Source organism: Streptomyces sp. NPDC127098 (genome assembly GCF_042722465.1).
Lineage (GTDB): Bacteria > Actinomycetota > Actinomycetes > Streptomycetales > Streptomycetaceae > Streptomyces > Streptomyces millisiae.
The window spans coordinates 1-20,793 of sequence record NZ_JBHXFJ010000041.1 but is presented as its reverse complement, the minus strand read 5'-3'; the positions used below and the strand labels follow the sequence as shown (position 1 = coordinate 20,793).

Here is a 20,793-nt window from a genome sequence, read left to right as displayed (position 1 = left end):
TGGCCCCTTAAGATCCCCATGCGCAAGGCGAGTGACAGCTACCGGGCATGCGTCGCCCGCAGCACCGCGGCGGAGGGGCGGCGCGAGCGGCTGCTCAAGGCGGCGGACACCGTGCACAAGGCTGGCCAAGCGCTGCGCGAGGCCGCTGCTGACAGGAGCCTGCACGACCTTGACGCGAAAGATTTTACGGTTCCCGAAATTGCAGGCGGCACTTTCGTGGACTGGGTGTATGGAAATGGCATACAGACCGTCGAGGGACGGGCGATCCGCGACGAGCTGATGGCCGCTGCTCCCAACGAACGATGCCCGCTATGCCGACAGGGTACCGTCCGCCAGCTCGACCACTTTATGCCGAAGAGCCTCTTCCCCGCGCTGTGTGTAGATCCGCTCAACCTGGTCCCCGTCTGCGAGCGGTGTAACTTAATCAAAGGAAACAAACGTCCGGACAGCGCCGAAAGTACGCTTTTGCACCCCTACCTCGACCGGATATCCCACGAGAGTTGGCTGGACGCAAGAACAATCCATGATTTCGGCACAGTGCAACTGCGTTTCTTCGTCAGCCCACCGGCGTCCTGGGGCGCCACACTCATCACCCGGGCAAAGAATCACTTCATGCATTTCGAACTCGGGAAACGCTATGCCATCGAAGCCAATCGTGTGATCTCGGACATTACGTATGGCGTCGACAGGCAGCGCAAACGCGGTGGCGCAAGCATGGTCCGTGACTACCTACAGGAGCAAGCGGAGACCCGACTCGCCGTTGACATCAACAGTTGTGAAGGCGTCACCTATCGGACACTCGCGGCCGACGACCTCTACTGCTTCGGTCCCTCGACGCGAGTGAGCCCCAGCTCGGTGGTCCCGCAATGAGGAAGTGAAGTACTCGAACGGGCCGTTCGTGGGAGGCCATCGGTTGCTAGGCGGTGGGGATGACGAGGGTGGGCTGATGCCCTCGGTATCGATGAGGGCGCGGATGTCGTCCGGAGCACCGCCGCCGTTGGAAGTCATGGCCGTGCTGGGGCGATATCATCCAGTTCCTCGCCCCGACTGGCACCGGCAGCGCCGAGCGGCCCGGCACCGGGCTCGTCCTCGCCACGCCTGAGGCTGAACCACCGGCGGGCGACGAACCGACCCCGCTGGAGCGCGAAGCCTGGGGCCTCGTCTTCGAAACAGCTCGCGTACGTCGGAGACCCCGAGATCGATGCCCTGGCCCGGCAGCTTGCCGACCGGGCTGCGGTCCCCGTGGCCAGGCGGGATACGACTTCAAAGGGGCTGGAGTTCCAGCGCGTCTTCCTCACCGGCGTCAGCGAGGGCCAAGTACCCCACCAGCGCGTCGAGGCGTTCCGCGATACCGACCCCAGGCGCTACGAGCGCGAGCTCCAGCGGGCTCGCTCGCTCCTCTTCGTCGCGGCCACCCGAGCCCGCGACGAACCCGTTATCACCTGGAACGGCAGGCCGAGCCGATTCCTGCCCACGAGTATCGAGGAAGCCGCAGGCAGCGCCGAACCAGGCGGCGAGATCCGCCGCCTGAGCCTGTCCGAGCTGTGACGTATGACCCGTGCCTGGGGAACGCGAGCCTCAGTCCGTATTCCGGCTCGCCCAGCGGTCCCGGAACCACGTCAGAGTCTCGACGAGCAGCTCATGGTTGCGGTCCTTCTCCAGAACGGACAGACGGAAGCTGGGACGCAGCTCCAGTTTGCCTTCCGGGATGTCGACGCCATCCAACTCGTTGAGCCGCTTGAGGAGCTCAGCGCGCAGCGTGCGGTCGGCGAACGGGTCACGTGTGGCAAGGTACTGGAACACCACCTCCGCGGTGCCGCCGCGTCCCCAGCCCGGGTAGAGCGTCAGGGGCCAGATGCCTCGCCCAGGAGCGCCCGCCTCGCCCAGCATGAGGAGCGCGCTGGTGGTGACGTGACCTGCCCCGTGGCCGATCCAGCCACCGAGTTCTTCCCAGTGGGTGAAGAGGGCGCGCACCGCGTCCACCGTCTCGGGGGAGTCGTCCGCCGCGAGTTGACGGAAGAACCGATCGGCGCGCGTCTCCTCGCCCTGACTCTCCGGGGTGTGCTGCGCGGTGTCCGCGCCGCCCGCCTGGTCGTCGTCGGTTCCGGCGACCAGCAGAGCGAGATCATCGGCGCTGAGCCGCTGGGCCGGATCGGCGGCTCCGTTGGCCGCGAAGCGGACTCCGTCGGCGGCGAGCCGGGTGCGGACGTCCTCTCCGGCGTCCTGGGACGTCCAGCGGAAGCCGTCGGAGACTCTGCCTTCGGAGGTGAGCACCCGGTACGCGTTGGCCACTCCCGGTGTGTTGGCGAGATGGTTGCCCACAGCCTGGGCACCGGAGCCGATGAATGCCGCGAGATCGCCGTAGGACGTCCAGGTGCCGTGGGGGAGCGCGGCGAGCACCTGGTGGGCCAGGTGCCAGTCCCGGCTCCGCTCCGCTCGGCCGACTCCGCGCAGCGGCGCCGGCCAGAGCGCGATCGCCCGATCGGCCAGTTCGTCGGCTCGGGCCCGGATCTCCTTTGCGCCCCAGCGTTCGGTGGCCGCGATGCGGCGATTCATTTCAAGGTGGCTGCCCTGGAGCAGGTCCTGCTTACGCTTGAAGGGGTGGTTGGACAGCTCCGAGTTGACGGCGGTGAGTGTGAGGTTCCCGAGCGTGTGCTGCAGTCGGGCGTGCAGGTCCTCCGCGCTCTCTCCGTCGGTCGCGTCCTCACTCAGCATGCGGAGCCACTCGTCGCTGGGTGACTGGGGCATGACGTGCTCGATGGTGAGCTGCGCGGCGGTGAAGTCCACGGGCTCGGGGTGTTCGTAGCTCTCCTCCAGCCGCTGCAGCACCATCTTGCGCTGGTGCCAGCGTCCGTACTGGTAGAAAGGCGCGTTCCCGATTTTCTCGCGCAGCTCGTCGTCGTCGGGCCAGAAGCGGTTCTCGGCGGAGAGGAGCTGGTGCAACCCGTCGGCGATGTGCACGTCGAGCGGGAGTTGTCCTGGCACTGCCTGGAAGATCCTGTTGAGGTTGTTCGTCGGCACCCGGCACATCATCCGGCGCACCAGAAAGCTCTCAATGTACGACATCGCGCGGGCCGTGTCCGAGGAGTCCAGATCCCCGCGCTCGCGCCGGTCGAGCAGCAGCATCAGCGCGGGATACGTGACCTGGGCCTGCCAGGTGTCCAGCCGGCGCAGATGGGCGCGGACCGCTTCGTCCGGCTCCTCTTCGGGGTGGAGCAGCCGGCGGAAGAGGGCGCCGCGGCGGTACAGCTCCCTGATGTACGCCTCGATGTCGGCCTCGATCTCCCGCTGGTTGGCCCCGCCGCGCTCGAAGCGCTGCTGCTGAGCCGCGTACAGGTCCTGGCGGCGCACCCGGTCGTCCCCGTCGAGCACCAGCTGCAGCCACATCAGCTGCTCCAGCTCGTCGTTGCTCAGACTGTCCTGCAACGGGAGCCAGTAGGTCTCATACACGTGCTCACTGTGGGCGCGCAGCTTCATGAACAGGTAGTTGCGCAGCAGGTCGGCCTGGCTCAGCTTGAGACCAGTGTTGTTGAGGGACTCGAAGATGCGGTGCACGTTGTCCCCCCGCTCGGCGGTCACCGCGACCAGCGTGAGCCGGGACGTGATGGCCTGCTCGATGCGGAACACGTCCTGCGGGGCGGCCGGATCGGCCGCCGCGACCAGCTTGCGACGGAAGAAACCATAGGCCGCGGCGACGGCCCCGCCAGCGGCCTGCTCCGAGAGGGGGCCGCGAACGAATGCGGCGAACTGCGCCCGGTCGGCCTGGGTCGGCAGCAACCGAAAATGGTCACCGCCGCTCTTGCGCTTGTTGATCAGGTATTCCTCATCGATGCGCTCGGCCTCGTCCGGCTCGGCATCCGCGACGTGGTCGCGGATCGCCGCCAGGGCGAGTGAGAGTGTGGTCAGCCGCTGCTGGCCGTCGACGATGAGCCAGCGGGGAAACGTTGGCTCGTTCTGCGGGGAGGGAGCCAGCACGACCGAGCCGAGGAAGTGCGTGTTCGCCTTCTCGCCGGACTCTAGCAGGTCGGCCTGTTCGAGGATGTCGCTCCAGAGCTGGGCCAGCTGCTTCTCCGTCCAGGAGTACGTCCTTTGATACAGCGGTACTTGGAACTGCTGGGCCCGCCCCTGTACGAGGTCGGCGAAGAGCGTTTCTTTGGCCTGCATGGTGAATTCCCGTCCCCCACAACCGGCTTGGCTGGTACTGGTGACGCCTACGATATGGCCCGGCACTGACAGTTCGGTGGTGAGAACCGAATCCGACAGTGTGCCTCCCTCGTCGCCGTCGTCGAGACGCGGCTCGATCAGATGAGGGGACGGGGCGGATCGTGCAGAGCCTGCCGCCGGGCGCGCTGGGAGACCCACCGTCGTCGGTGAGCCGGGCGTCCCATTCACGCAGCGTCAACGGTATGTTCACATAATGAGTGACCTGGCTGGCTTCGAGCGCTCTTAGTCGGTGCCGGCCTTGTTCTTGGGCGCGTTGGCGGAGGCGGTCGACGAGGTCGGAGTCCGGAGGGGTGTCGTCGCCCAGGCCTGCCAGCTCATGGAGGTCGCGGGGCTGTTCCTCGGCTTCGGCGAGCTGGTGGCGGCCGGTGTGTTCGGGGGAGGTTTTAGGAGCGGCGCGACGTCAACGGGGGCGGTGGGGTCGAAGGGGTTCTCGGCGTTGTCGAGGATGTCGGCGAAGCCGAGGGAAGCTGTTGTTGGAGGCGTGGCGGGCGTCATCGGGGGGCGTGGTCGGCCTCGAAGGCGTAGCGAAGGACGCCGCCGGGCCCGCTGTCGGTAACGAACTCTGGGAGTCGTGCGGTCCAGCCGTGGATGTGGCGCTCCAAGCCGTCACAGGGCTGGTCGAGCTGCCACAGGCGTTCCAGGTTGGAGAGGTAGACGTCGCGGTCGCTCTCGCGTCCTGGCGGGGAGCTGATCGCCCAGAAGCAGCAGGCGGCGGTGCGCTTGGCCCCCGGAGGCGGCGAAGAGGCCGTGCCGCCGGCGGGGCGGTGGCGGCGGAGGAGGCCTCGGCCTGGATGTCTACCATTCGAAAGTCCTGATCTGCGTTCCGTATGTTCCTGGAACGACCCCGCCGCTGATGTGCCGGCCCGGCTCGGACCAGCGGTGCGCAGATCTCCGAGCAGACGCTTCGACGGGGGTTGCCCCTGCGATGGTGAACGACGATCGACGCGGCCATCGACTAACATCAATGTTACTAACGTCGATGTTAGTGTCATGCGTGGAGGTTGGTTGGCGTGGCGGACTTTGTAGGCCGTCGGCAGGAGCTGGCGGTGTTGGAGCGAGAGCTGCAGAAGGTGGCGGCAGGGGTTGGCGGAGAGCGCCCCGGGCGGTGCGTGATGTTGCGTGGTCGGCGCCGGGTGGGTAAGTCGCGACTGGTCGAGCGGTTCGCTGAGCGTTCCGGAGCCCCGTTCTTGTTCTACGCGGCGACCGGCGCTTCCCCCAGGGATGATCTGGCACGGCTGGCCCGGGACGCCCAGGCGTCGACGCTGCCGTTGGCGGGGCTGGTGGCCGCCGCGCGACCGGAGAACTGGGATGCCGCGTTCGATGTGCTGGCCGCGGCGCTCCCCGTCGACCAGCCGAGCGTGCTGGTCATCGACGAAGTGCCGTACCTGATGGATGCTGATGGCGCCTTTGAGGGGATGCTGCAACGGGCCTGGGATCGGGTGCTGGAGACCAAGCCAGTGCTGCTGGTCCTCATCGGCTCCGATCTGTCGATGATGGAGGCACTGAACAGCTACGGACGCCCCTTCCATCAGCGCGGCCGGGAGATGGTGCTGGGACCGCTCAACCCCGCGGAGGTGGGGCAAATGCTTGGGCTGGATCCGGCGGAAACCTTCGACGCTGCACTGGTCACAGGCGGGCTGCCGCTGATCTGTGCGGAGTGGCCGAGCGGCGCAGGGCTGTGGGACTTCCTCGGCGAGGCGCTGAGCGACCCGGTTTCGCCTCTGCTGGTGTCTGCCGAGCGCTCGCTGGCTGCCGAATTCCCACCGCACGCACAGGCGCGTACGGTGCTGGCGGCCATCGGGAGCGGTGAGCGGACCTTCACGAACATCGCCCGTGCAGCCGGTGGGATCGGCGCCACGCCGCTGCGGCGAGCTCTGGAGCTGCTTACGGACAAACGGATCGTCGCCGGGGAGTTGCCTGTATCGCTGCGCCCTTCGAAGGATCGTCGCTATCGGGTGACAGACCCCTACCTACGGTTTTGGCTGCATCTGCTCGGCCCTTCCATGGAGGAGATCGAGCGAGGGCGGGGCGATCTGACCTTGGCGCGCATCCGGGAGAACTGGACCAGTTGGCGCGGCCGAGCCGTCGAGCCCTTTGTCCGTGAGGCCATGGCGCGGATACTGCCCGATGACCGGCTGCCCGCGGCCCCCGCAGTGGGTGGCTACTGGACCCGCACTAACGATGTCGAGATCGATATCGTCGGGGCGGATCGTGCCCCCATCGCCAAGGACCTGCTCTTCCTCGGTTCCATCAAGTGGCTGGAGCAGTCGCCCTTCGACCGGCATGACTTGGCCGCTCTCTATCGACACCGGGCCGCCCTCACCGACGAACCTGTTCCAGTCGTGGCCGTTTCGCGCAGTGGAGTCGACTGTTCGGGGCTCGACGCCACCTACGGCCCCGGCGATTTGCTGGCCGCCTGGCCGCTGTGAGTGGCGGATGGCAGGTGCGGCATGGGAGATGGTTCCGGAGGCCGGCGGAGGTCGGGTGACCGCGGTGGTCTGGAATGGATTCCTCTAGAGATAGGCCCTGTTGAGGGTTCGGCGTCTTCTATGATCTGAAATTGCCTGCCATACTTCACCTTCTGCGGGTTCTGGAGCGGAAGTCGTGGGGGCGTGTGACGTGGTGGGGAGCCAGCGGAAGTGGTTATCGACGGCAGTGTCCGTCTTCGGGGCGTCGTGCAGGGCGATGCTCGCCGGCCCGGGGTGGCGGGAGTTCGCCATCCGAGCCCCGCTCGAGAAGTTGCTGCAGACCGCGGGTGACCAGTACGGGCTGCGGGATGTCCTGTGGCACACCGAGACCCCGCTGCCTGGCCTCGGGGTGCGCCCCGACTACGCGGTCGAGGTCCACGGGGCCATCATCGGGTACGTCGAGATCAAGCGGCCCGGCCACAGTGTCGACCCGGACAAGTTCACCGGCCGGAACAAGGAGCAGTGGGAGCGCCTCCGCGATCTTCCGAACCTGCTCTACACGAACGGGACCGAGTGGCGCTTGTTCCGGCACGGTGCGCCGGTCGGTGAGCCCGTCGTCCTAGAGGGTGACTTGGAGCGCGCTGGCGCCGACCTGAAGGTGGCTTCCCCGGACGCGTTCCACTCGTTGCTCCAGACCTTCCTCCACTGGTATCCCGAGGAGATACGCCAAGTCTCCGTGTTGGTACGGCGGATAGCTCCGCTGTGCCGACTGCTGCGTGCCGCCGTGCTGGAGCAACTGGAGGCCGAGCGGCGGGCCGCGGCCGAGGGAGCACACCCGCGGGATCTTCGCTTCACCGGCCTGATGGGGGACTGGCGAAAGCTGCTCTTTCCGACGGCTGACGATGCCACTTTCGCCGACGGCTATGCGCAGGCGGTCACATTCGCGTTGCTGTTGGCCCGCACGGAGGATCTCCGTCTGACGGAGATGGGACTGCACGAGATCGGCCGCAGGCTCGATGCGGGGCATGCCTTGATGGGCAAGGCCCTCCAACTGCTCACGGACAACGTCACCCAGAGCTTCGAGGTGACCCTGGACCTGCTCGTGCGGGTGATCGATGCCGTGCGGTGGGATTCCATTCGGAAGGGCCGCCGCGACGCCTACCTGCATCTTTACGAGTCGTTCCTCGAGGTGTACGACGAGAAGCTGCGTCAGAGGAGTGGCTCGTACTACACCCCGCGCGAGGTCGTCGAGGAGATGGTGCGGCTGACGGAGGACGTGCTGCGGACGCGTCTGGACCGGCCGCAGGGCTACGCCAGCCAGGACGTGCGCATCGTCGATCCGGCGATGGGGACCGGAACATATCTCCACGCGATCATTGAGCACGTGGCGGCATGGACCGGCCGGAACACCGGACCTGGCGCCGTCCCGGACGCCATCACAGGTCTGGCTCGCCGACTGGTCGGTTTCGAACTCCAGATGGGCCCGTTCGCGGTGGCGGAGCTGCGCACCTCCGATCTGCTGAAGCGGCATCGTGCGGAGCAGCCCGGGGAGGGGCTGCAGCTCTACGTCACGAACACGCTCGACAACCCCTATGTGGCGGAGGAGTCGCTGGCCTCGACGTACGGGGTGATCTCGGAGGCACGTAAGCGTGCGAACAGGGTGAAGGCCACCACGCCGGTGACGGTGGTGATTGGGAACCCGCCATACGACGACAAGGCCAGGGGGCGTGGCGGATGGATCGAGAGCGGCGCGGAAGGGCGTGGCGCGCCGCCGATCGATGACTTCAAGTGGCCGGGCAACGGGCGCTACGAGCACGTCCTGAAGAACCTGTACATCTACTTCTGGCGCTGGGCGACCTGGAAGGTCTTCGACGCACACGACGAGGACCAGCACGGCGTGATCTGTTTCATCACGCCCTCCGGATTCGCCAGCGGACCCGGAGGGCGCGGTATGCGGGACTACTTCCGGCGCACCTGCGACGAGGGCTGGATCATCGACGTCTCCCCGGAAGGGCACCGCCCGGACGTGGCCACCCGGATCTTCCCTGGTGTGGCCCAGCCGTTGGCGATCTGCATCTTCGTGCGCCGCACCGACCAGGATCTCGAGCAGCCCGCTCGTATCCACTACCGCACGGTCGAGGGCCGGCGAGCCGCCAAGTACCGCCAGTTGAAGGAGATCCGGCTGGATGACGGCGGATGGCAGGACGTACATGCCGAGAACACCCGGCCGTTCCGCCCGGCCACGGGGACCGGCTGGGAGGAGTTTCCCGCACTGAGTGACCTCTTTCCCTGGGGGAGCCTGGGCATCACGGCGAATCGCTCGTGGGTCAACGGCCCGGATCGCGACATCCTGCGGCGGCGTTGGGCCCGTCTGATCTCGGAACAGGACCGAGATGTGAAGGTGGAGTTGTTCAAGGAGACCCGCGACCGCACACTCGACAAGAAGTCGCACTCCTTACCCGGCCGTCCCGAACCCGTGACGAGACTGGCCGACGAGGGCGTGACGGAGCCCGAGTTCGTTCGGATCGGCATGCGGAGCTTTGACAGGCAGTGGCTGATCGCCGACAGTCGTGTCATCGACTTCCCGCGTCCCGACCTGTGGGAGGCGCTCCGTCCGGGCCAACTGTTCCTCAACCAGCAGTCCACGCATGAAATCGACTCCGGGCCGGCGGTCGTGGCCACGGCTCTGCTACCGGACACCCACCACTTCAACGGGCGCGGTGGCAAGGTCATGCCCATCCTGCACCCCGACGGGACGCCCAACGTTCCGCTCGGCCTGCTGAACTATCTCGCTACCGCCTTGGGAATCCCCGAAGTCACCGTGTATGACCTGGCCGCGTACACGGCGGCGGTGGCGGGGCACCCTGGCTTCACCGAGCAGTTCACCGAGGAACTGCTCACAGCAGGCGTACGCCTGCCGCTCACGCGCGATGCGCTCCTGTGGAGGGAGGCCGTGTGCCTGGGCGCGCAGCTGCTCTGGGCGTCGACGTACGGGGAGTGCTTCGCGGAACCTGAGGAGGGCAGGCCCGTGGGGGACGTGTGCTACCCCGTTGGTGATCCGCGCCGCGTGGTGTATCTGCAGGCGGTGGGGCCGTCACTCCCCGCCGAGATCACTTACGACGAGTTGACGCAAACCCTGCACCTTGGGGCAGGGCGGTTCGGCCCCATCCCGCCCTCGGTCTGGGCGTACGACGTGGGCGGCATGCCGATCGTCAAGAAGTGGTTCGGCTACCGCAAGGCCAAGCCCAACAGCCGCAAGACCAGCCCGCTGGACGACATTCATGCCGAGTCCTGGACGGCGGAGTGGTCTCAGGAGCTCATGGAACTGCTCTCGGTGCTGCGGCGGTTGGTGGGACTGGAGTCGGCCCAGCGGAATCTCCTGGAGCGGATCGTGAGAGCTCCGGTGATCACGGAATCCGATCTGGCGAAGGCCGGGATCCTCCCGATCGCTAGTAAGACCCGCAAGCCGCGCCACAGGCTCTCCGGACCTGCGGCGGGCACGCTCCTGTGAACCGAGGCCTGGATAACCACACTTCACCCCGGCGGTCCTGGCTGATCGGCCGAGGTGTAGCGGGTGGCTTCCTCCAACGTCCATGCCCCTTGAGCTACTTGGCGTACGGCGCGCGTCTGGCGGGCCAGTGCGGGGGCCGCGCGCTCGAGTTCGTCAACCAAGGCGCACACGTCGCTCAGGCGGACCGTCAGTTGCTCGACCTCGAAGGCGTAGTAGGCCGCGGCACCGAGCGGGGTGATCGAGAGCCGGTCGGCCTCGGCTGTTACCATTCCCCGCCATGCGAGCGACCGCGCGTCGTCCCGCACCTCTTCTTCGTCCAGCCCGCGCACGGCCAGCGCGATCGTGTCGTCGTCGGTGTAGGGGATGTCCGCCAAGGCGAGATGACGCAGCAGCCGGCTCTCTGAGGCGGAAAGGAACAGATCCACGCAGCAGTTGTAGCAGAGGGCGGCCCCGCCTCGGCTGCGCCCGGAGCCCGGTGCTCCGTAGGGAGCGCGGGTGGCTGTGAGTGGTGGCACGGTCAGTCCAGGCGCGCGGCGGTCTGTCCCGGGATCTTGACGTGGGCATGGAAGCGCTTACCGTGGCCCCCATCGCACGTCGGACCCGGAAGGACCGGTCACCATGAAGCGACGCACGTTCGTATCGCTCGCCCAGCTCTCCCCGTTTCTGTTGCCGGGGGCCCAGGCGGTGGCGCAGGCCGGGGCCGGGCCCGTCGCCGGGAGCGGTGGCGGTGGGGGGTTGGGGTTGAGTGAGCGGGTCCTGCCCGCGTTCTACGAGCGGATGAAGGAGGAGCTCGACTTCCCGCTCGCCTGGGGGCATTCGCGGATACGGGACTTCCGGGCCTGGCGGGAGGCGGCCCGGGCGCAGGTCGAGGCGGCGTTGTTGCAGCCGCGCGGCCGGGAGGGGGTTCCGTTCCGGCCGGAGACCGTCGACGAGCGGGAGGGGGAGGGCTACGTGCGCAGGACGGTGGAGTTCGCGCTCAGCCGCTACGGCCGTGCCCGCGGCCTGCTGCTCCTGCCGCGCGGCACGGGTCCTTTCCCCGCGGTGCTGCTGCTGCACGACCACGGCTCCAGGTTCGACATCGGCAAGGAGAAGATGATCCGCCCGTGGGGCGACGACGCCCGCCTCGCCTCGGCGGAGGCCTGGGCGGCGCGGTACTTCAGTGGGCGTTTCGTCGGTGACGAACTGGCGGCCAGGGGTTACGCCGTGCTCGCCGTGGACGCGCTCGGCTGGTCCGACCGGGGGCCGCTCACCTACGAGGACCAGCAGGCCCTGGCCGCCAACTTCTACAACCTCGGCTCCTCGCTCGCCGGCCTCACCGCCCACGAGGACGTCCGCGCCGCCGCGTTCCTCGCCTCCCTGCCGGAGGTCGACGGCGCCCGGGTGGCCGCGCTCGGCTTCTCGATGGGCGCCTACCGGGCGTGGCAGCTCGCCGCGCTGTCGCGGGACGTCCGCGCCGCGGTCGCCGTCTGCTGGATGACCACGCTGAAGGAGATGATGGTCCCCGGCAACAACACCCTGCGCGGCCAGTCCGCGTACCACATGCTGCACCCCGGCCTCTACCGTCACCTGGACATCCCGGACGTCGCGTCCATCGCCGCCCCGCGCCCCATGCTGTTCCACGCGGGCGCCCTGGACGGCCTGTTCCCGCCCGAGGGGGTGGCTGGCGCCTTCGCCAGGATGCGCGAGGTCTGGGAGTCGCAGGAGGCCGGCGACCGGCTGGTCACCAGGGTGTGGCCCGAACGCGGGCACGAGTTCACCGCCGACATGCAGGACGAGGCGTTCGCCTGGCTCGACGGCTGGCTCGCGCCTCAGGACGGCGCGCGCCGGTAGCGTCCTGGCGAGGTGTCGTAGGCGCGCCGGAACGCCTTGGAGAAGGCGTACTCGGAGGTGTAGCCGACCTGTTCTGCGACCCGCGCCACGGGTCGGTCGTCCGCGCGCAGCAGCTGGGCGGCGAGCGTCATCCGCCACCAGGTGAGGTAGGCGAGCGGCGGCCGGCCGACGAGCGCGGTGAAGCGGCGGGCGAAGGGGGAGCGGGAGAGGCCCGCGACCGCGCCCAGCGAGGCCACGGTCCACGGGTGCGCCGGGTCGCGGTGGATGGCGCGGAGCGAGGCGGCCACTGCGGGGTCGCGCAGGGCCCGCGCCCAGCCCGTCGCGGTCCTGTGCCGGGCCTGTTCCTCGTGCCAGGCGCGCAGCGCGTACAGCAGCAGGGTGTCAAGGAGGGCGGGGACGATGCCCGTGCTGCCCTCCCGGGGGTGATCGAGCTCGGCGCCGAGGAGGTCGAGGACGGTGCGCAGTTCGGGGTGGGCTCCGACCCGGGAGGAGAGGTGCACCACCTCGGGCAGTTCGGTCAGCAGCGGGTGGGGGCGGGCCCGGTCGAGGAGGTAGGCGCCGCAGAGCAGCACCGTGGCGGCGGGGTCGCCGTCCGGTGGTGGCGCGGGAGGCAGCGAGCCGGGGTCCCCGGCGTCGCGCAGTGGGGTCGTCGGGGCGTCGGCGAGGCCGTGGGCGCGGCCGTGCGGGAGCAGGACGAGGTCCCCGACCCCCAGTCGGACGGGCTCGCCACGCGTCGGCAGCACCCAGCAGGTGCCCTGGAGGACGACGTGGAAGCCGGCGCCGGCGAACGGCGCGAACCGCACCCCCCAGGGGGCGGTGAAACGGGTCCGTGATGAGTGCGCCCGGCCGTTGCGCATGGCCGCCACGGCGTCGCTGAGCACGTCCATGCGGGCAGCGTAGCGCGGGGGCCGTCCTCGGGGGGCGTGTGCCGGAGGACGTTCGGACAGGGTTCGGGGATGGTCGAGCATTCAGCGTCCCGGCGCGGGGTCCTAGCGTGGCGTCCATGAGGAAGATCGCGGTGTACGGGGCAAGCGGGTTCACGGGGCGTCTGGTGGTCGCCGAGTTGGCGCGCCGGGGCGTGCCGGTGGTGCTGGTCGGCCGGGACGAGGCACGACTTCGGCGGGCGGCGGAGGGGAGCGACGCCGAGGTCCGGGTGGCGGGGGTCGGGGACCGGGCGGCGCTGGCGGCGGCGTTCGACGGCTGCGCGGCGGTGGTCAACTGCGTGGCGCCGTTCGAGTCGTTCGGCGAGCCGGTGGTGCGGGCGGCCGTGGCGGCCGGCTGTCACTATGTCGACACCACGGGCGAACAGTCCTATCTCAAGCGGGTGTTCGACGCGTTCAGTGAGTCGGCGCGGAAGGCGGGGGTCACGGTCGTCCCGGCGCTGGCGGACGACGGCGGCCCCGGGGACCTGATCGCGCACCTCACCGCGGAGGCCCTGGGCGAGGAGGCCGAGTCGTTGACGATCGCCGACCTGCGGCTGCCCGGTGGCGTCTCCCGTGGCACGGCGCGCACGGCGCTGGCCAACCGCCGCCTGTGGGGCGGGCAGGGCGGTCTGCACTGGGCGGACGGCGCGTGGCGCGAGGGGACCGTGGCCCGGGCGGAGACGGTCCCGGTGCCCGAGGTGGGGGCGGACGGGGAGACGGGTGAGCTGAAGGTGGCGCCGTTCGCGCTGCCCGGCGTCGTCACCGTGCCGCGCCATGTGCGGGCGCGGCGGGTCGAGACCGTGATGCGGGCGGAGGTCGTGCCCCTGTTCGGCGGCGTGACCGAGGAGTTCGCCGCCGCGTTGCCGGAGGGTCCGGACCCGGCGGCGCGGGCCGTGGCGCGGTGGCTGATGGCGGTCTACGCGGTCGGTGGCGACGGCCGGTGGGCGCGGGGCGCGGTGACCGGGACCGACGGTTACGGCCTGACGGCGGTGATCGCCGTGGAGGGCGCCCTCCGGCTGGTGGCCGGCGAGCCAGCGCCGGGGGTGCTGGCGCCCGCCCAGGTCTTCGAGCCCGCCGACTTCCTGGCGGCCCTGGAGCCGCACGGCGTCCGGTGGAGCGTCAGGGCGGAGGGGTGACCGTCACCGCGCGGCGCGGCGGCGGGAGATGGCGACGCCGAGGAGGCAGACGGTGCCGCCGGTGAGGGCCAGGGCGGTGGGGGACTCGCCGAGGAGGAGCCAGGAGAGGAGCACGGAGACCGCGGGCACCGCGTAGGTGGAGGCGGCGAGGCGGCCGGCGTCGGTGCGGCGCAGCGCGAACGACCAGAGCCAGAAGCCGATGGCGGTCGGGAAGAGGCCGAGGTAGACGCCGGAGGCGACGGCGCTCGTCGGGGCGGTCGCCAGCTCGTCGAGGAGTTGGGGGGCCCACGGCAGCAGCACCGCCGTGCCGGCGAGGCAGCCGAGCCAGATCGCGGTGAGCGGGTCGACGTGCCGGAGCGCCGGCTTCTGCAGGAGGACGCCGGCGGCGTAGAGCGCGGCGGCGAGCAGGCAGAGCAGCACGCCGACCGTGTCGCGCTCCCCGCCGCCGCTGCCGGCCGTGATGATGGCGACGCCGGAGAGCGAGACGAGACCGCCGAGCAGGAGCGGCCGGGAGAGGCGTTCGCGCAGCGCCGCGGCCGCGCCGACGGCGACCAGCAGCGGGGCCAGGTTGACCAGCAGCGCCGAGGTGCCGGCGTCCACGTGCCGCTCGGCCGTGTTGAGCGCGACGGTGTAGGCGGCGAGCCAGAGCACCCCGTAGGCGGCTATCAGCAGCAGCGGGCCGCGCGACCAGCGTTGGGCGCGCAGCGCGGGACGGCCGCGGACGGCGACCGCCACGGTCAGGGCGAGGCCGGCGACCACGAGGCGCAGCAGCGCGAGCGGGGCGGGGGAGAGGGTGTCGGCGACGTCGCGGATCACGACGAACGCGGAGGCCCACAGCAGGACGGTCACCAGCGCGGCGACCGTGCTCGGCAGGTCGAAGGCGCGGGCGCCGGCCCTCGGCGGTTCGGCGGCGAGGGGGGCGGGCGAGGCGGGCGGGGCGGTGAGGTCTGTGGTCACCCCGTCATCGTCGGGCCACCAACACGACAGCACAAGCGAATAATTCGGCGTAACCGTTAAGTAGCCCTGTACGATGGCGTCCATGCTGGATCTCCCACGGCTCCGCCTGCTCCGCACCGTCGTCGCGACCGGCTCGGTGCGCGCCACCGCCGCCGCGCTCGGGTACACGCCGTCCGCCGTCAGCCAGCAGCTCGCGGCCCTGCAGCGGGGGACCGGGCTGCGCCTCGTGGAGCGGGTCGGGCGGGGCATCGAGGTGACGGCGGCCGGGCGGGCCCTGGCCGCCGAGTCGGAGCGTCTCTTCGAGGAGTTGGGCCGCCTCGAATGCCTGGTGGACGACTTGCGGGCGGGCCGGGTGGGCAGCCTGTCCATCGGCTATGTCGCCTCGGTGAGCGCCACCTGGCTGCCGCCGGTGGTCGAGGCCCTGCGCGCCGAGTTCCCCGACGTGCGTCTCGAACTGCGCATGGCAGAGCTGGCCGAGGCGCGGCACGACATCGACGTGTTCGTCGAGGACGCGGCCGCCCCGCCGCCCCCGGACGCCGTCGTCAGCCGGCTCACGGCCGACCCCTACGTGCTGGTCGTGCGCCGCGACGACCCGCTGGCCGCGCTCCCCGAGGTGCCGCTGGCCGACCTCGCCGAGCGGTCGTGGGTCGACAACGAGCACCGCGACGGGCCCTGCCGGCGGGTGCTGCTCGACGCCTGCGCGCGGGCGGGCTTCGCGCCCCGCTTCCAGGTGTGGACGCCCGACTACCGCACCGCGCTGCCCCTGGTGGCGACCGGCATCGGCGTCACCGCGATCCCGCGCCTCGCCGCCGTCGACCTGCCGGCCGGCCTCGTCGTCCGGCCGCTGGTGGCGCCGACCCCGGTCCGGCACGTAGCCGTCGCGATCGGGGCCGCGGTGGCCGGCAACCCGGCCGCACGGCGCGCCGTAGAACTCTTCGCGGCCATCGCGCGGGGCGGCGAGGAGCCCGGGCCAGCGGAGTGCGCCACCGGCGTGCGCGAGGGGCGCGTGCCCGCCGCGGTCACCCACTCCGATCGGTGACCGCCCTCCCGGCACGGGAAAAAGGCTGGTAGCGGCCGTGCGCGTCGCGACCGCGCCCCTTCTTCCCTCCCCCGTGATCGGAGCTCCCATGCCCGTCTACGACTGGGTCGCCAGCCTCTGGCGCACCTTCGTGCCCTACGCCGTCTCCTGGGTCGTGGTCCAGGCGGCGCGCGTCGGCGTCGAGTTGGACAACGCGACCGTGACCTCGGCGCTGACCGCCGCCGCCGGCACCGCCTACTACGGGGCGGTCAGGTTCGCCGAGCAGCGCCTCGGCTCCCACTGGGGCTGGCTGCTCGGCCTCGCCAGGCCGCCCTCCTACGAGCGGCCGGCCAAGGCCTGACCCGCCGGCGCCTGGCCGGCGGGCCGTTCGGTCGGCCGGCCAGGCGGCTTCGCCCGGGGCGGCGGGCGCGGCGGTTCACAATCGAAACGGATGCTTCACCGCCGTTGCGCGGCTGTGTCGAATCGCCGGGCACCCTTGTCAATTCCTTTACCACGGCGGACCATTCAAGAGGTCGTCATGTCCGTGGCAATCGACATGAGTGATTGACATGGGCATGACGTTTCTGCTGTGCGTGCGCACCACTGATCAGGAGGAACCTTGATAGCAGTGACGCGAACTCCCCGCCGCTCGCGGCGACTCGGCGGCACGGTGGCCACCGCCGCCCTGCTCGCCCTGGGTATCGGCGTGAGCATCCCGGCCACGGCCCAGGCCGACGAGCCGGTGGGCGTGATCAGCAACCTCGGCGCCGAGAACACCATCGAGGACAGCTACGTCGTCCTCCTCGACGACGGCGGCTTCGAAGCCACCTCGGACGACGCCGAGGACCTCGCCGAGAGACACGACGCCGAGGTCACCGACGTCTACCGGCACGCGATCAACGGCTTCGCCGCCGAGATGAGCGAGGAGGACGCCCTGGAGCTGGCCGCCGAGCCGGGCGTCAAGGAGGTCGTGCAGAACCAGCGGTACGAGCTGGCCGACACCCAGCCCAACCCGCCGTCCTGGGGCCTGGACCGGATCGACCAGGCCGACCTGCCGCTGGACGCCGGCTACACCTACCCCAACGAGGGCGCCGGGGTGACCGCGTACGTCATCGACACCGGGGTGCGCCTCAGCCACCAGGAGTTCGAGGGGCGCGCCAGGTTCGGCTACGACTACTGGAACAACGGCGCGGTCGACGGCCACGGCCACGGCACCCACGTGGCCGGCACGGTCGCCGGCGCCAGCTACGGCGTGGCCAAGCAGGCCGAGATCGTGGCGGTCCGGGTGCTCGACAACTCCGGCGGCGGCACCACCGCCAGCGTCGTGGGCGGCATCGACTGGGTCACCGGCGACGCGGACGGTCCTTCCGTCGCCAACATGAGTCTGGGCGGCGGCGTCGACACCGTGCTCGACGCGGCGGTCCGCAACTCCGTCGCGGCCGGCGTCACCTACGCCGTCGCCGCCGGCAACAACTACGGCGCCGACGCCAGCACCCGCTCGCCGGCCCGGGTCTCCGAGGCCATCACCGTCGGCTCGAGCACCAGCACCGACGCGCGGTCCGACTTCTCCAACGTCGGCTCCGTGGTGGACATCTTCGCCCCCGGCACCTCCATCGCCTCGGCCTGGAGCACCAGCGACACGGCGACCAACACCATCTCCGGCACCTCGATGGCCACCCCGCACGTCGCCGGCGCCGCCGCGCTCTACCTGGCGGACAACCCGGGCGCGACCCCAGCCGAGGTCTCCTCCGCCCTGGTGAACAACGCGGTCTGGAACCGGCTGTCCGGCGTGCCGGGCAACACCGTCAACGCGCTGCTGCACGTCGGCGACGAGGGCAGCGGCCCGCCCCCGCCGCCCTCGGGTCCGCGCTTCGACAACACCACCCAGGTCCCGATCACCGACTTCACGACCTCGACCTCGACCATCGACGTCACCGGGGTCGGCACGCTGACCGGCGCCTTCCAGGCGGAGGTGCACATCGTGCACACCTACATCGGCGACCTGACCGTGGACCTGATCCAGCCCGACGGCACGGTGCGCAACCTGCACAACCGCAGCGGCGGCAGCGCCGACAACATCGACTCGACCTGGACCTTCAGCGGCTCGGGTGTCGCCGCCGACGGCACCTGGACGCTGCGGATCACGGACGGCGCGGGCGCCGACCAGGGTTACCTGAGCTCCTGGGCCCTGCAGTTCTGACCCGCCCGAGGACGTGGGCCATGAGGAAGGGCCCGCGCCGTCGCCGGCGCGGGCCCCTTCACGCGTCGCCCCGCTCAGTCGGTGGCGGCGGCGGCCTCGGTGCGCTCCCGGTAGATGTCGGGCTCCAGGTAGATCACCCGGGCGATCGGCACCGCCTCCCGGATCCTGGCCTCCGCGCCGTTGATCGCGTCGGCCACCTCGCCGGCGTCGTCGCCGCGCCGGACCGCGATCTTCGCCGCGACCAGCAGCTCGTCCGGGCCGAGGTGCAGGGTCCGCATGTGCATGACCCGGGTGACGGTGTCGTCGTCCACGATCGCCGCGCGGATCTTCTTCACCGACTCGGGCCCGGCGGCCTCGCCGAGCAGCAGCGACTTGGTCTCGACGGCCAGCACCAGCGCGATGACCACCAGCAGCACGCCGATGCACAGGGTGCCGACGCCGTCCCAGACGCCGTCGCCGGTGGCGAGCGAGAGCAGCACGCCGCCCAGCGCGAGCACCAGGCCGAGCAGCGCGCCCAGGTCCTCCAGCACGATCACCGGCAGCTCGGGCGCCTTGGAGGTGCGGATGAACTGGCCCCAGGACTGGGTGCCGCGCACCTCGTTCGACTCCTTTATGGCGGTCCTGAACGAGAAGCCCTCGGCGATGATGGCGAACACCAGCACGCCCACCGGCCAGTACCAGTGCTCCAGCTCGTGTGGGTGCCTGATCTTCTCGACGCCCTCATAGAGGGCGAAGACACCGCCTATCGAGAAGAGCACGATCGCGACCAGGAACGCGTAGATGTAGCGCTCGCGGCCGTAGCCGAACGGGTGCTCCTCGCTCGCCGCGCGCTTGGCGCGCTTGCCGCCGAGCAGCAGCAGGGCCTGGTTGCCCGAGTCGGCGACCGAGTGCACGCCCTCGGCCAGCATGGATGACGAGCCGCTGAACGCGGCCGCCGTGAACTTGGCCACCGCGATGGCGAGGTTCGCCGTCAACGCGGCGACGATCGCCTTGGTTCCCCCTGACGCGCTCATGCTGGCTGGTGGTCCCTTCCCTCATGGTTGGTCGGCGGCGTCCGATCGTCGGCCGACCGTACAGGGCGCACATTCTTGCACCGCTTCTCGCACCGCCGGGGCCGCCGGCTCAGGGGCGCCGGCGCACGGGGGCGCGCCCCGTCGTCATCACTTCGGGTGAAACGTTGGCCGTCTCTTGCCGTTGGCGACGCTCTGTTGTCAAGCTGTTGCCGATTGTCAACACGAGACGGGAGCACCCCTGGGAGGGGCCTGTGCCGTTCGGTGAGCAGCCCGCATATCTCCGCGTCGCGGAGGACCTTCGACAGCAGATCGTCGACGGCAGCCTGCCGCCACATACCAGGCTGCCCTCACAGGCCAGCATCCGCGCCACCTACGGCGTCTCCGACACGGTGGCGCTCGAGGCGCGGAAGGTGCTGATGGCCGAGGGGCTCGTGGAGGGCAGGTCGGGCTCCGGCACCTATGTGCGGGAGCGGCCGGCGCCGCGCGTCGTCTCCCGCAGCGGCTACCGCACGTTGGGCGACTGCTCGTCGTTCCGCCAGGAGCAGACGGACGAGCGGGTGCGCGGCACCTGGGAGGGGCACAGCGAGCGGATCGAGGCGCCGCCCGCGGTGGCCGAGCGGCTGCGGATCGAGACGGGGGAGCAGGTGATGTGCACGCACTACGTGTTCCGCACCGGCAGCGAGCCCATCATGCTGTCCACCTCCTGGGAGCCGCTGCGGATCACCGGGCGCACCCCCGTGATGCTGCCCGAGCAGGGCCCGTTGGCGGGGCGCGGGGTGGTGGAGCGGATGGCGGCCATCGACGTCACGGTGGACAACGTGGCGGAGGAGGTCGGCGCCCGGCCGGCGTTGGCCGCCGAGGCCCGGGTGCTCGGCGGGCTGCCCGGGCATCCGGTGCTGGTGGTCCACCGCACCTTCAGGGCCGGCAGCCTCCCGGTGGAGACGGCCGAAGTGGTGGTCCCGGCCGACCGGTTCCGGGTCGGGTACCACCTGCCGGTTCGTTAGGTCAGGCCCCAGCTCTCCGGCAGTGGCAGTTCGAACCAGACGGCGTGGCCGATCGGGCCGTGCCTGGTGCCCCAGCGTCGGGCCTGGTGGGCGGTGAGCAGCTGCTCGGCGCCGTCCCGGTAGCCGGGCTCCGGGAGGGGGGCGGTCACCTCGACCATCAGGGACGCGCCGTACACCATCCGCACGGCCACCGACCGGTCCTCGCCCGCCATCGCGTCACGGGCCAGCCGGTCGACCAGTCGCCCCGCGCGCTCGGCGAGGGCGCCGAGCCCCCACCCGCGCAGCCGGTGGTCGACCGTCCCGCCGATGGCCGGCAGCATCGCCGGGGCGGCCGGGAAGGTCCAGGTGGCCACCCGGTCCGGGGGCAGGCTCCCGAGCCGGGCGGCGAGCAGCGCCAGGTCGTCCGACTCGCTGCTGCCGACCGCTGGCCGCAGCTGCTCGATCACCGTGTCGCAGACGCCGTCGAGGGCGGCCTCGTCGGGGGGCGCGCCCCCCCGGCCGCCCACCAAGTAGCCCAACACGGGGCCACACGCCCCGCATTAGCCCGGCCCCCGATACAACCACCCCAC

The 20,793-nt window shown here is 70.5% G+C and carries 16 protein-coding genes; 10 read left to right on the top strand and 6 right to left on the bottom strand.

The window, feature by feature from the left end:
* Window positions 1-18 precede the first annotated feature (18 nt).
* Complete coding sequence (locus ACFWI8_RS23690; protein ID WP_387094909.1) at window positions 19-870, top strand: HNH endonuclease; 852 nt, start codon at window positions 19-21, stop codon at window positions 868-870.
* A 372-nt stretch (window positions 871-1,242) separates the two neighbouring features.
* The gene (locus ACFWI8_RS23685; protein WP_387094907.1) at window positions 1,243-1,548 is read left to right on the top strand and encodes a 3'-5' exonuclease; all 306 of its coding nucleotides are present in this window, start codon (window positions 1,243-1,245) and stop codon (window positions 1,546-1,548) included.
* A gap of 30 nt (window positions 1,549-1,578) precedes the next feature.
* On the opposite strand, the gene ACFWI8_RS23680 is transcribed toward ACFWI8_RS23685, so the two are convergent.
* On the bottom strand, window positions 1,579-4,164 hold the full coding sequence (locus ACFWI8_RS23680) for a DUF262 domain-containing protein (RefSeq protein ID WP_387094905.1): 2,586 nt from the start codon (window positions 4,162-4,164) through the stop codon (window positions 1,579-1,581).
* A 1,070-nt stretch (window positions 4,165-5,234) separates the two neighbouring features.
* Between ACFWI8_RS23680 and ACFWI8_RS23675 the strand changes: the two genes are divergently transcribed.
* Window positions 5,235-6,653: an ATP-binding protein gene (locus ACFWI8_RS23675; RefSeq protein WP_387094903.1), complete on the top strand. Its 1,419-nt coding sequence runs from the start codon at window positions 5,235-5,237 to the stop codon at window positions 6,651-6,653.
* A gap of 310 nt (window positions 6,654-6,963) precedes the next feature.
* Entirely contained in the window at window positions 6,964-10,143 is a 3,180-nt protein-coding gene (locus ACFWI8_RS23670; RefSeq protein ID WP_387094901.1) for a type ISP restriction/modification enzyme, read from the top strand.
* A 23-nt stretch (window positions 10,144-10,166) separates the two neighbouring features.
* On the opposite strand, the gene ACFWI8_RS23665 is transcribed toward ACFWI8_RS23670, so the two are convergent.
* Window positions 10,167-10,568 (bottom strand): hypothetical protein, encoded by a 402-nt coding sequence (locus ACFWI8_RS23665; protein WP_387094899.1) that lies wholly within the window; start codon window positions 10,566-10,568, stop codon window positions 10,167-10,169.
* A 193-nt stretch (window positions 10,569-10,761) separates the two neighbouring features.
* Between ACFWI8_RS23665 and ACFWI8_RS23660 the strand changes: the two genes are divergently transcribed.
* Entirely contained in the window at window positions 10,762-11,973 is a 1,212-nt protein-coding gene (locus ACFWI8_RS23660; RefSeq protein ID WP_387094897.1) for a dienelactone hydrolase family protein, read from the top strand.
* On the opposite strand, the gene ACFWI8_RS23655 is transcribed toward ACFWI8_RS23660, so the two are convergent.
* Window positions 11,952-12,860 (bottom strand): AraC family transcriptional regulator, encoded by a 909-nt coding sequence (locus ACFWI8_RS23655; protein ID WP_387094895.1) that lies wholly within the window; start codon window positions 12,858-12,860, stop codon window positions 11,952-11,954. The genes ACFWI8_RS23660 and ACFWI8_RS23655 overlap by 22 nt on opposite strands.
* 116 nt (window positions 12,861-12,976) lie before the next feature.
* Here ACFWI8_RS23655 and ACFWI8_RS23650 point away from each other — a divergent pair, with 116 nt between their 5' ends.
* Window positions 12,977-14,032 (top strand): saccharopine dehydrogenase family protein, encoded by a 1,056-nt coding sequence (locus ACFWI8_RS23650; RefSeq protein ID WP_387094893.1) that lies wholly within the window; start codon window positions 12,977-12,979, stop codon window positions 14,030-14,032.
* A gap of 3 nt (window positions 14,033-14,035) precedes the next feature.
* Here the strand turns inward: ACFWI8_RS23650 and ACFWI8_RS23645 are convergent, their stop codons facing one another.
* Window positions 14,036-14,989 (bottom strand): DMT family transporter, encoded by a 954-nt coding sequence (locus ACFWI8_RS23645; protein ID WP_387094891.1) that lies wholly within the window; start codon window positions 14,987-14,989, stop codon window positions 14,036-14,038.
* Between the two features lie 82 nt (window positions 14,990-15,071).
* On the opposite strand from ACFWI8_RS23645, the gene ACFWI8_RS23640 reads away from it, so the two are divergent.
* The 3 genes from ACFWI8_RS23640 to ACFWI8_RS23630 all read left to right on the top strand — a co-directional run bounded on the left by ACFWI8_RS23640 (window position 15,072) and on the right by ACFWI8_RS23630 (window position 18,207).
* Window positions 15,072-16,028, top strand: a complete 957-nt coding sequence (locus tag ACFWI8_RS23640; RefSeq protein ID WP_387094889.1) for a LysR family transcriptional regulator — start codon at window positions 15,072-15,074, stop codon at window positions 16,026-16,028.
* An 88-nt stretch (window positions 16,029-16,116) separates the two neighbouring features.
* Window positions 16,117-16,368 (top strand): hypothetical protein, encoded by a 252-nt coding sequence (locus ACFWI8_RS23635; protein ID WP_387094887.1) that lies wholly within the window; start codon window positions 16,117-16,119, stop codon window positions 16,366-16,368.
* A gap of 261 nt (window positions 16,369-16,629) precedes the next feature.
* Window positions 16,630-18,207: a S8 family serine peptidase gene (locus ACFWI8_RS23630; protein ID WP_387094982.1), complete on the top strand. Its 1,578-nt coding sequence runs from the start codon at window positions 16,630-16,632 to the stop codon at window positions 18,205-18,207.
* A 74-nt stretch (window positions 18,208-18,281) separates the two neighbouring features.
* Here the strand turns inward: ACFWI8_RS23630 and ACFWI8_RS23625 are convergent, their stop codons facing one another.
* Entirely contained in the window at window positions 18,282-19,220 is a 939-nt protein-coding gene (locus ACFWI8_RS23625; protein WP_387094885.1) for a cation diffusion facilitator family transporter, read from the bottom strand.
* A gap of 251 nt (window positions 19,221-19,471) precedes the next feature.
* On the opposite strand from ACFWI8_RS23625, the gene ACFWI8_RS23620 reads away from it, so the two are divergent.
* Complete coding sequence (locus tag ACFWI8_RS23620) at window positions 19,472-20,224, top strand: GntR family transcriptional regulator (RefSeq protein WP_387094883.1); 753 nt, start codon at window positions 19,472-19,474, stop codon at window positions 20,222-20,224.
* Here the strand turns inward: ACFWI8_RS23620 and ACFWI8_RS23615 are convergent.
* Window positions 20,221-20,745 carry a hypothetical protein gene (locus ACFWI8_RS23615; RefSeq protein ID WP_387094881.1) on the bottom strand — a complete coding sequence of 175 codons (525 nt, stop codon included), beginning with the start codon at window positions 20,743-20,745 and terminating at the stop codon, window positions 20,221-20,223. The genes ACFWI8_RS23620 and ACFWI8_RS23615 overlap by 4 nt on opposite strands.
* Between the last annotated feature and the right edge of the window lie 48 nt (window positions 20,746-20,793).